The following is a 7836-nucleotide window of genomic DNA, read 5'->3' as shown; positions in this document are numbered from 1 at the left end:
ACCCGCAGCGGTCTACGCCAAACGCGAAAAACCTTTTCACGCTGCGAAAATAGGGGTTCGGCGTTTCTCGATTAGCGATGAATGGTCGTGAAAAGTCCCTAAGTAGGGCCGACGGGGTGTCAGTGACACCCTCGCCGAACACCCGCCCCGGCGTGTTCCCCCGGGGCGGGCGAAAGTCAGGCAAGCCGGACTTCTACGCGTTCAGCGACAGCGGCCGGGGCGGGCAGCAGACCGACAGCCGTCCGCCGCCCGCGTCGAGCGTCGCCTGGGCGTACGCCTTCGCGGCCTCGTAGGTGAGGCCGTCGCGGACGGTGCGGCCGGCGTCGTCGGCGACGCTCCAGTTCCCCGCGGCGCCCCGCGTCGACCGCCACCTCGCGAGCTTGCGGTCCATCAGGTCCCGCACGCTCCCCGGCCCCGGGGCGGGCGGGAGCCCGACGACCCGGGGAACGACGGCGGGCCGCTCCGGCGCCGCGGCGGTCTCCGATTCGGACTTGGACTTATCCCGCCCGGCGTCGCGTCGGAGCCGGCGGACCTTGCCGGCCGCCGCCAACGCGGCGCCGACCCGCTCGCGGTCGTACAGCGGCGTTCCCGGGGGCGGGCAGGTCTCCGGCCGTTCGCCGCGTTCGCTCACGACGGCAGCCGGGACGAGGGCGTCCAGCAGCACGCGGGGGAGCCCGAACAGCCGGGCCAGCTCCTCGGGCGTCCAGTACGCCGTATAGCTGTCGCACCGAACGCCCTCGGCGTGCCAGCGGGAGGCGGTCTCTTCGAAGGACCGGGGGAGCCGCGTGCGGAGATCGGTCGGGGGGCTCATCGCGACACCTCCTTCCCGTCGGCCGGGACGCGGTAGAGGATCTCCCGCCGCCGCGTCGGGATGCCCAGCTTGGCGAGGGCGGCCTCGACCCAGGGCGCCGTCCACATGCTGCACAGCCCCTCGGTTTCCAATTTCAGGCCGGCGGCGGCCTCGTCCCGGGTCGCCGGCTTGGCGGCGAGGATCGCGTCGGCCCACTCCTCCGGCGTCCGGTCGCCCTTCGACCGGGAGCAGGACTCGCAGCAGACGGTCAGGTTCCCCGGCCGGTTCGTGCCGCCCTGAGACGCGGGCGTCATCATGCTGAGGACCAGCCGCTCGCCGGTCGGGTTCCGGCCGCAGTAGCGGCACCGGCAGTCGGCGGCGGAGAGGATGTCCCGGGTCGCCTTCGTGTGCCGCTTGGTGCCGGGCTCCGGGGGCGGCATGCGGCCGTCGATGGTGACGACGTGCAGGCCGTCGCCTCCGGCTTCCTTGTAGCCCTCAACGTACTTCACGGCCGCCCGCTGACTGACGAACGTCCGACAGAGGATGCCGTCCGCACGGATGACGGCGTGCGTATGGGCGGGGATCGGGGGAAGCGACCGCGGGGTCGCTTGACGGGGCAGAACGGTAGCGGTTACGCTCATCGCGTAGCTCCGAAAGGGGTCAGTGACGACCCGCGTCCCTTTGGTTACCAGCCACGGGGGGACGCGGGTCGCTCTATTTGCCGGGTGCGAAATTGCAGACCGGGGGCGGGAGTTTGCTACGGAACGTGGCAAACGTCAACCGTCACAACCGGACCCGCTGCGCATCACTCCGGCGGCAGCAGATCGCCCGGGGCTACGCCGAACGTCGCGGCGAGGTGCGGGAAAGTCTCAGCAGGCGGGGTTCGATCGCCCCGCTCCCACGAGCGGACAGTTCCCCCGCGGACGCTCAGGCCAGCCTCGTGCAGCCGTTCGCGGAACTCTTCGACCGTCCAGCCGCGTTTCTCACGGAGGCCCCGCAACCGGGCTCCCAGGCGCCCGGCGTAGGTCGTCAGGTCGGGCTCTTTGGGCGGTCGGCCCATCCGGGGCGTCGCTTCATCGGTTGCGGGGCGGCGACGGACCATAGCGGAATCCTAGCGAGACTCGCCCCGGTGCAACCGTTCAGCGTCGGGCGTCACTGCGGCGGCATCATGTCGCCGATTTTGATGTACAAGATTCTCGCCAGCACAGGGAACACATCGAGCGGCGGCGTGGATGCGTTTCGTTCCCACGAACGGATTGTTTCCTCAACGACCTTCACACCGCCGTCCTCAAGGTGGTCTCGTAGATCCGCGACAGACAGTTCGCGGCGCTCTCGCAGCTCCCGCAGTCGGGCCGCAAACCTCCCGCTGTACGTCGATTGATCGACTGGCTTCGGCGGCCGCCCCTTCCGTGGCTTCTTGGCATCGTTGAGTGTGCGTTTCGCCATGCCCGCACCTTACCACCCGGGTCGGCGCTTCGACCCGCCCATCCGTCTGGAAAGGTGTTCCCGCAGACTCCGCCGGCAGACCCGGGCGTTCTGACCATTCGCGCTGTTGCTCATGCGGATGCCATGGGGCGGGGGCAGTTTGGCCCAGGAGTAGAGTGCAGATCTCCCGCAATTCGCGAACTCCATTGCCGCCCGGACCTTCAGCGCCCCCTCGCAGAACAGGACGTAGCCCCACTCTTTATCCGCCGGCGACAGCGGACCGCCCTGGGGCGCGGCCGGGAACGACGCGGGCGGGAAAGCGGCGGGCTTGGGCTCCTCCTTCGGCTCCTGCGCCGGCGGCGCCGGTTTCGGCTTCGGCGGCTCGTCGGGGAACAGGAACCGGATCACGTCGGAGCCGCGTACGATGTGCCCCGCCCCGACCTCGGCGTACCGCAGGCCCTCCCGCTTCCACTGCGCCATCGTCCCGGCCTTCAGCTTGAAGGTCGCCTCGACGTCGGCGGCGAAGTACACGCCGTCCGGCACGATCACCGGCGTTAGCGGCTCCCGAGGTTTTTTATTCATCGGGCGTTTGAGGCCATCGGAGACGCTGGCCGTGCTCGGCGAACTCCCTGATGTCCGACTCCCAGAAGCGCATTGCGCGGCCGACCCGAAGGTGAGGGAACTCGGTGGTCCAGTTGTAGACCTCCTGCCGGACCTGATGCTGTTTCCGGTTCAGCATCGCCGCCGCTTGTGCGGTGGTGAGCAGTCGATCCCGGCCGGGAATCCGGGGCAGGATGTCCTCCGGCCTCAGACCCTCGATCAACTCCGCGAGCAACTGCTTCTGCTGCGGTGCTTTTGCGGCCGGCTGATCGTCGCTCATCCTTGATACCGACGCTGATCGAGGAATAACCGCAGGTCCGTCCACCAAATCTTATTCCGGGCGCCGATCACGACGAACGGCAGTTCGCCGTTCTCGGTCAACGTGCGAACCATGCTTGGAGTGACGTTCATTAGTGCCGCGGCCTCGCCGGTTGTCAGCAACCGATCCCGCCCCGGCACGCGGGGCTTGACCTTCGCGAGGTTCAACTCCTCGATCCACTCGACCAGCGTCGGCAGCTTCTTCCGCGGCGTTCGCTTTGCGGGGGCCTCCGGCTCCGTCATGCCGCCCGCTCCCGTTCGTCGCAGAGGGCTAGCGTCGCCTCCGCAATCTCCAGCTTCTGTTTGGCCTCGGCTCGCCACTCCTCGACCTTCTCGATCGGGACGAACGTCTTGACGCCCTTGGGCGAGATATGAACGCCGTCGATGGAGTAGAAGGCCAGATCCTTCTCCGCCTGCTCGGCCATCGCGGTGGCGTGCTCTCGCACCTCAGCCCAAGCCTCTGCCTCCGTCTCGTGGAAGTGATGGGGCCGGTGAGTCACCTGCATGTCGTAGGCGTTGACCAAGTCGGTCGGCTTCGTCGGCGGAGCGGACTGGTACCAAGGGTGGCGAACGTACCAACCGCTGTAGGTGGTGTAGGTCTCGGACATCGCGGGAGCATAACCAGATGATGCCGCCGAGGCGCGATTTGCCGCAGCCACCAGCCCCGGAACGCTGGCAGCGGCCTCCCGGTCCGTCGCGCCCAAAGGATGGGACGCAGACTTTTCGGGGCCGGCTGCTGCGATCCTGTGCGGTGTTCCGACGTCCGGGTATGGAGCCGGCACGTCGCCGGTCCCGCGTTCAGTTCCTCTTCGGCAAGGAAGCCAATGCCTGTCACTCCCAAGCCCCACGACATCGCCGACTACCTCGGCATCGTTTCGGGCGATCCCCGCGTTCAGTTCTGGGCCGTCTTGGTCATTGCGGTAAGTGTTCTCGCTCCGATGCGACACCGACGGTTCATCCGCTGACGCACTCCGCCCCCGACCCCGCACGCTGCGGAGCCGGGGGCGGTTTCGTGTTGTCGCGTAAGGCCGATCTCCGGTCGTACGTCACGGAGCAACTAGATTCAGTGATAGTGGCAGTACACCGGATCGCACTTCAGATCGCAGCACTGCACCGCTGCGGCTCCGATGCACGTAATACAAAGTGCTCCGCTCGGGTCCGCTTGACAAATAGCAACACAAGTCGGAGCCTTTTCGGCGATGCAGTCGATATCGCAGTTCGCGCGGCGGCAGGTCCCGCCATGACAGTGATAGCCGTAGGCGGACACCGGCTGGCCCCCTCGAGCGCAGGGATAGCAAGCCTGCGAGTGTTGGTGGGAGTGGCAGGCCGGTTGGGTCTGACAGGGGGCCTGTTGAGGGCATGTCGAAATGGGCTGCGCGTGACAGACCTGCCGGGGCGGCGAGTAGCACTGCCGTTGAGGAGGGGGACATTTCGTTCGGCCGTGGAGACACCGGAATAATTGGGCCTCCGCGTTCGGAGCGGTGGCGGAACAGCAGGTCACGGCCAGAAGGGCTGCCGTCAGAGTGAAGGTCGCAGATCGCACGGGGACCTCGGGGACAGAGGGAGGGGAGGCGGCCTAGGGAAAGCCGCTCCCCTCAATCGGGATAACTGACGAAACGGGGTCAGCAATACGGCTGCTTTTCCCGACGCGATCTACTCGCGAGTGACGTCCGAATGAAACAAGTAGACCTACGCCGCCACGCGACCGCAGCCGCCGCAAGTCTCGCACGCCTCCGCCGCCCGCAGCCCGACGTACCGCCCGCTCCCACCGCAGTCCGGGCACCTTGTCGTCGGCCCCAGCCGGAACGTCTGCCGGTCGATCGTCGCCCCAGGCAGCGGCAGCACGTCGGCATTGGGGATGTTCAGCGCCCGGCAGAGACGCCGCAGGGCCTCGCCGGGGCCGGAACCCCCGGCGGCGTGGGAGCCGGCCTCGGCGGTCCAGTAGTCCCGACTGTGCGATTCGCGGACGACCTGGGCGATCACGGTCGGGGTTCTTCAAGTCCGGGGGCGGTTCGACTGTGGCGGGCGGGTCGCCGCGGCGCCACCTTCGGAGGGTCCCGCCGCCGACCGGAACCGTTCTCGCGATGCGTCACGCCGCCCGCCTGCTCCCGCTGATCGTCCTCGCCGGGTGCGGACCAAGCCCCGCTCCGCCCGCGGCGAAGGCCTCGCCCAACGCCCCGGCCGCGGCGCCCGCGGTCGTCGTGGTGATGGAGTTCCCCGAAGACTCGGCGGCGGTCTGCGAACCGGTCGCGGCCGCCAGTTCCGCGGCGGCCCGGACGTACCGGCGGGCGACGAGTGCCGACATCCTGTTCACGCTGCAACCCCTGACGAGGGACGAACCGGCCCAGAGGTTCGCGTTCGGCGGTCAGCCGGACGCCGCCGGGAGTTACCAGGTCCGGTTCACGCCGGGCGACGACGGGACCGTGACGATGGCCGAGACGCTCGGCGCGGAGTTCGACTCGCTCACGCTCTCCGCCATCGAGGGGGCTTGGGAGGATCTGGAGAACGGCGGCCGGCTCGTGCTGCTAGGCGGCGTGCCGGAGGACGGCGGCGAGACCTTGCGGCAGTCCCTCGCCTTCACGGCTGGCAACGCCGCGCGGGCGACGATGCCGGACGTGATCTCGGAGGCGGGCGATTCCTTTACGACCGTCGGGGGCGACGTGCGGCAGCGGGTTGTGCTGACGGCGGACCGGGCGGAGATCGGCTACGCCGGGGACCTGTGGGGGTCGGTCGTGCTGTGGGAGAAGTGAGCGGACGGGGCGCCGCTCAGCCGGCGACGTAGTTGCGGTCGCAGTACGCCTTCACGTCCGACCACCAGACCTTCGTGCGGTGGCCGTCCTGCACGCTCGGCAGCACGCCGTCCTGAGCCATCAGCCGGACGTTCTCGGCCGACTTGTTTAGCAGAACCGCCACCTCTCCGGTCGTGAGCAGCCGGTCCCGGCCCGGGTGTCGAGGGATCACGTCGGACGGGCGGAGTTCTTCGAGGAACTGGACCACCGCCGGGCGGCGACGGGCGTCTCGTTTCGTAGTGGGTGGCTCGTCGCTCACGGCCGCATCGTAGCCCGCACCGGGTAATGGTCGCTCCCGAACGTGTCGCCGCCGCGGCTCGCCGTTTCGAATCGGTCCTCCGCCGCCCCGCCCACGTACAGCACGTCGATGGCGCCCACGCCGGGGTACGGAAACCGACCGTCGCCCGGGGTGTCATCGTAGGTGTTCCCCGTCTCGCGGGTGAGGCTTCGCAGCCGCAGGCCGTCCACCAGCCCGCCGGCCATCAGGGCGTGGGTGTCGTCGTAGCCGTCGGTCCGGTCGTCGGCGAGGTCGCGGCCGTTCTTCGCCGCGTCGGTCTCGCCGACGTTGAAGTCCCCGCCCACCACAACGGTGAGGTCCGGGTCGGCCTTCATCTCCTCGACGACGTATTCGGCCATCGCGGCGGCGACGATCTCCCGCTTCCGGGCGTTGTCGCGGTCCGCGTCGCCCGACCGGCCGCCGGAGGATTTCAGGTGCGTCACGACGAACGCGGCGCCGAGGCCGGGCGCGTTGGCGGCGAGAAAGCCCCGTCCGACGCCGACGTCCGCGATGCCCTCCAAGTCGACCCGCTCCAGCTTCCGCTCCGGCGGGTAGCCCGGTCGGCTGTTGCCGTCGGTCCCGCGGTCGAACTCGACGGCGTTCGTCAGCGGGTAGCGGGAGAGGATCGCCACCTCCAAGCTGCTGTACTCGGCGTCGTCGTTGGGGTTGAAGTCGCTGACGACCACGTGCTCCGGCCCGGTCGGCAGGCCCATCGACGCGGCGACGGACTCAGCGACCTCGCGGGAGGTGATCTCTTGAAGCAACACCACGTCCGGCCCCACGTCCGCGGCGAGAGCGGCGAAGTCGGCGGCGCGGGCCTCGGCATCGGCGACGGAGAAGATCGGGCCGCTGTTCCAGGTGACGACTGTCACGTCGTCCGCGGCGAAGGCCGGCGGGGCGTCGGTCGCCGGCGTCATGTTGGCAGGCGTCGGGTTGGCCTCGGTCGGCGTCGGCATCGGGTCCGCCGGGAGCGGATCCTCCGGTCGCGTCTCGGCGGGAGCCGGGGCGGGGGTCGATTCGGGCTCCGGGGCCGGCGAGCAGCCGACGGCGATGACGGCGAGGACGAGCGGCAGGGCGGTGCGGGCGTTCATGGCGACACCCTGCCGGAGCGGAGTGGATGCGACAACGGTCACCCGATCTTTATAGATCGTCCCAACGCCCGCGAGGTGAGGACTTGCCGCGGGGGCGCCGGAACGTCAGCGTGATGTGATGTCCGCCGCCGCTCCCGCCCGCAAACGCGAACCCGCCGCCACGCCGGCCCCCGCCCCAGCAAAGCCGACGGCTCCCGACTCATTCGTCCTCGCGATCTGCCTCGGCGTCCCGGGGACCCTCATGTTGCTGGGCGGCCTGTTCTTCATGCTCGGCAGCGACGCCCCCTTCAAGCCGGGCGTCTTCGCCGTCGTCGGCGTCGGCCTGTTGCTGCTCTGGGCGATCAATCGAGCCGTCTTGGCGATCGTCGATCTTCGCGGCGACGTGCTTAACCGGCCGTCCGTTTGACGCTGCGGCGGTCCGGTTTGGCCCCCGGTCACTCGCCCCACGGCACGCAGACGCCCGGGTCCGCCAGCACGTCCGGCAGTCCGCCGTACGCCGCCGCGTCGCACCCGCGTTCGGACCACAGGGCGTAGTCGGCGGCGAGC

13 protein-coding genes are annotated in these 7836 nt (G+C 69.4%); 2 read left to right on the top strand and 11 right to left on the bottom strand.

The features are described from left to right. Positions 1 to 193 precede the first annotated feature (193 nt). The 9 genes from ACG2DA_RS20475 to ACG2DA_RS20435 all read right to left on the bottom strand — a co-directional run bounded on the left by ACG2DA_RS20475 (position 194) and on the right by ACG2DA_RS20435 (position 5116). Entirely contained in the window at positions 194 to 811 is a 618-nt protein-coding gene (locus ACG2DA_RS20475) for a hypothetical protein (RefSeq protein ID WP_395258244.1), read from the bottom strand. Then, complete coding sequence (locus tag ACG2DA_RS20470; RefSeq protein ID WP_395258242.1) at positions 808 to 1431, bottom strand: HNH endonuclease; 624 nt, start codon at positions 1429 to 1431, stop codon at positions 808 to 810. Before ACG2DA_RS20470 ends, ACG2DA_RS20475 begins: the two co-directional genes overlap by 4 nt. Before the next feature lie 164 nt (positions 1432 to 1595). Next, on the bottom strand, positions 1596 to 1892 hold the full coding sequence (locus ACG2DA_RS20465; RefSeq protein WP_395258240.1) for a helix-turn-helix domain-containing protein: 297 nt from the start codon (positions 1890 to 1892) through the stop codon (positions 1596 to 1598). A 50-nt stretch (positions 1893 to 1942) separates the two neighbouring features. Further along, positions 1943 to 2236, bottom strand: coding sequence for a hypothetical protein (locus ACG2DA_RS20460; protein WP_395258239.1), 294 nt, complete (start codon positions 2234 to 2236; stop codon positions 1943 to 1945). Between the two features lie 9 nt (positions 2237 to 2245). Next, on the bottom strand, positions 2246 to 2797 hold the full coding sequence (locus ACG2DA_RS20455) for a hypothetical protein (protein WP_395258237.1): 552 nt from the start codon (positions 2795 to 2797) through the stop codon (positions 2246 to 2248). Next, positions 2790 to 3095, bottom strand: a complete 306-nt coding sequence (locus tag ACG2DA_RS20450; RefSeq protein ID WP_395258236.1) for a helix-turn-helix domain-containing protein — start codon at positions 3093 to 3095, stop codon at positions 2790 to 2792. Before ACG2DA_RS20450 ends, ACG2DA_RS20455 begins: the two co-directional genes overlap by 8 nt. Further along, positions 3092 to 3376: a helix-turn-helix domain-containing protein gene (locus ACG2DA_RS20445; protein WP_395258234.1), complete on the bottom strand. Its 285-nt coding sequence runs from the start codon at positions 3374 to 3376 to the stop codon at positions 3092 to 3094. Before ACG2DA_RS20445 ends, ACG2DA_RS20450 begins: the two co-directional genes overlap by 4 nt. Beyond that, positions 3373 to 3741: a hypothetical protein gene (locus ACG2DA_RS20440; RefSeq protein ID WP_395258232.1), complete on the bottom strand. Its 369-nt coding sequence runs from the start codon at positions 3739 to 3741 to the stop codon at positions 3373 to 3375. The genes ACG2DA_RS20445 and ACG2DA_RS20440 overlap by 4 nt, the downstream gene beginning before the upstream one ends. A 1081-nt stretch (positions 3742 to 4822) precedes the next feature. Beyond that, positions 4823 to 5116, bottom strand: a complete 294-nt coding sequence (locus ACG2DA_RS20435; RefSeq protein WP_395258231.1) for a hypothetical protein — start codon at positions 5114 to 5116, stop codon at positions 4823 to 4825. 101 nt (positions 5117 to 5217) lie between these two features. On the opposite strand from ACG2DA_RS20435, the gene ACG2DA_RS20430 reads away from it, so the two are divergent. Beyond that, complete coding sequence (locus tag ACG2DA_RS20430; protein WP_395258229.1) at positions 5218 to 5883, top strand: hypothetical protein; 666 nt, start codon at positions 5218 to 5220, stop codon at positions 5881 to 5883. 16 nt (positions 5884 to 5899) lie between these two features. On the opposite strand, the gene ACG2DA_RS20425 is transcribed toward ACG2DA_RS20430, so the two are convergent. Next, a complete protein-coding gene (locus tag ACG2DA_RS20425) occupies positions 5900 to 6181 on the bottom strand; it encodes a hypothetical protein (protein WP_395258228.1) in 282 nt (93 codons plus the stop codon). Next, positions 6178 to 7290 carry an endonuclease/exonuclease/phosphatase family protein gene (locus tag ACG2DA_RS20420; protein WP_395258226.1) on the bottom strand — a complete coding sequence of 371 codons (1113 nt, stop codon included), beginning with the start codon at positions 7288 to 7290 and terminating at the stop codon, positions 6178 to 6180. Before ACG2DA_RS20420 ends, ACG2DA_RS20425 begins: the two co-directional genes overlap by 4 nt. Before the next feature lie 118 nt (positions 7291 to 7408). Here ACG2DA_RS20420 and ACG2DA_RS20415 point away from each other — a divergent pair, with 118 nt between their 5' ends. Then, positions 7409 to 7696 carry a hypothetical protein gene (locus ACG2DA_RS20415; protein WP_395258225.1) on the top strand — a complete coding sequence of 96 codons (288 nt, stop codon included), beginning with the start codon at positions 7409 to 7411 and terminating at the stop codon, positions 7694 to 7696. Positions 7697 to 7836 lie beyond the last annotated feature (140 nt).

Origin of the sequence: Alienimonas sp. DA493 (genome assembly GCF_043951915.1) — a bacterium.
Taxonomy (GTDB): domain Bacteria; phylum Planctomycetota; class Planctomycetia; order Planctomycetales; family Planctomycetaceae; genus Alienimonas.
This window is presented reverse-complemented; position numbering and strand designations above follow the sequence as displayed.

Coding starts and splice junctions, on each gene's coding strand:
- ACG2DA_RS20475 (WP_395258244.1), bottom strand. CDS start 811: ATGAGCCCCCCGACCGATCTCCGCACGCGGCTCCCCCGGTCCTTCGAA.
- ACG2DA_RS20470 (WP_395258242.1), bottom strand. CDS start 1,431: ATGAGCGTAACCGCTACCGTTCTGCCCCGTCAAGCGACCCCGCGGTCG.
- ACG2DA_RS20465 (WP_395258240.1), bottom strand. CDS start 1,892: ATGGTCCGTCGCCGCCCCGCAACCGATGAAGCGACGCCCCGGATGGGC.
- ACG2DA_RS20460 (WP_395258239.1), bottom strand. CDS start 2,236: ATGGCGAAACGCACACTCAACGATGCCAAGAAGCCACGGAAGGGGCGG.
- ACG2DA_RS20455 (WP_395258237.1), bottom strand. CDS start 2,797: ATGAATAAAAAACCTCGGGAGCCGCTAACGCCGGTGATCGTGCCGGAC.
- ACG2DA_RS20450 (WP_395258236.1), bottom strand. CDS start 3,095: ATGAGCGACGATCAGCCGGCCGCAAAAGCACCGCAGCAGAAGCAGTTG.
- ACG2DA_RS20445 (WP_395258234.1), bottom strand. CDS start 3,376: ATGACGGAGCCGGAGGCCCCCGCAAAGCGAACGCCGCGGAAGAAGCTG.
- ACG2DA_RS20440 (WP_395258232.1), bottom strand. CDS start 3,741: ATGTCCGAGACCTACACCACCTACAGCGGTTGGTACGTTCGCCACCCT.
- ACG2DA_RS20430 (WP_395258229.1), top strand. CDS start 5,218: ATGCGTCACGCCGCCCGCCTGCTCCCGCTGATCGTCCTCGCCGGGTGC.
- ACG2DA_RS20420 (WP_395258226.1), bottom strand. CDS start 7,290: ATGAACGCCCGCACCGCCCTGCCGCTCGTCCTCGCCGTCATCGCCGTC.
- ACG2DA_RS20415 (WP_395258225.1), top strand. CDS start 7,409: ATGTCCGCCGCCGCTCCCGCCCGCAAACGCGAACCCGCCGCCACGCCG.